Origin of the sequence: Lentzea aerocolonigenes (assembly GCF_000955955.1) — a bacterium.
Taxonomy (GTDB): domain Bacteria; phylum Actinomycetota; class Actinomycetes; order Mycobacteriales; family Pseudonocardiaceae; genus Lentzea; species Lentzea aerocolonigenes_A.
This window is the reverse complement of the sequence record NZ_JYJG01000451.1, coordinates 1-1103: the sequence shown is the minus strand read 5'-3', so window position 1 is coordinate 1103 and position 1103 is coordinate 1. Positions and strand designations below refer to the sequence as shown.

The 1103-nt window shown below is 69.4% G+C and carries 1 protein-coding gene and 1 pseudogene; both read left to right on the top strand.

The window, feature by feature from the left end; genetic code table 11:
• Positions 1-492 (top strand): annotated as a pseudogene (locus UK23_RS53325) (sugar ABC transporter substrate-binding protein); the annotation flags it as partial.
• Positions 493-494: 2 nt separating this feature from the next.
• A partial coding sequence (locus UK23_RS43240; RefSeq protein WP_045317641.1) for a carbohydrate ABC transporter permease occupies positions 495-1103 on the top strand: 609 nt, incomplete at its 3' end.

Genomic DNA, 1103 nt, shown 5'->3' with positions numbered 1-1103 from the left:
CTCACCACCAGCGCGCCGGACACCAAGGGCAAGTGGAGGATGGCGCCGATACCGCAGTGGACCGCGGGCTCGGCCGTGACCGGCAACTGGGGCGGTTCGGCGACCGGCGTCACCGCGAAGGCGGCCAAGTCGGGCAAGGCGGAGGCGGCCACGAAGTTCGCGACCTGGCTCAACACCGACCCCAAAGCCATCGCGTCGCTGGTGAAGGAAGCGGGCGTCTACCCCGCCGCCACGGCCGCGCAGTCGAGCGGCGCCCTGACCACGCCGGAGTTCTTCGCCAACCAGCCGGACTTCTACCAGCTGGCCGCCGACATCGCCAAGGGCACCGCGGCGGCGGGCTGGGGTCCCGACGTCAACGTCGCCTACAGCACCTTCAAGGACGCGTTCGGCAAGGCCGCGATGGAGAAGTCACCGTTCCCGGCCGCACTCACGGCGGTACAGCAAGCCACCGTCGCCGACATGAAGAAGAACGGCTTCAAGACAGAAGGCTGAGCATGGCGTCCTCCACTCGCACCTCCGCCCGGCTGGCACCGTACGGGTTCCTCACCCCCGCGATCGTCCTGTTCGGACTGTTCTTCGCCCTGCCGATCGGGTACGCGGTGTACCTGAGCCTGCACTCGTTGCAGGTCAAGGGACTCGGCCTCGGCCGGAACGCCCGTGCGGAGGTGTGGGTGGGGCTCGACAACTACGTCGCGGCGCTGACCGATCCGGAACTGCTGGCGGGCACCGGCAGGGTGCTGCGCTACGGGGCGATGCTGGTGCCCACGATGCTCGGCCTGGCACTGCTCTTCGCGTTGCTGCTGGACCTGCCGCGCTCGAGGTTCCGCGCGGTCTCCCGGCTCGCGATCTTCCTGCCGTACGCGGTGCCCGGCATCATCGCCACGCTGCTGTGGGGCTTCCTGTACCTGCCCAGCGTGAGCCCGGCCTACTTCCTGCTCAGGCACGCCGGGTGGAACGGCCCGGACCTGTTGCAGGGCAGCGGCCTGTTCCTGGCTCTGACCAACATCGCGGTCTGGGGCGGCACCGGCTTCAACATGATCGTCATCTACACCGCGCTGCGAGCCGTCCCGCCCGAGCTGTACGAGTCCGCGCGGCTGGACGGC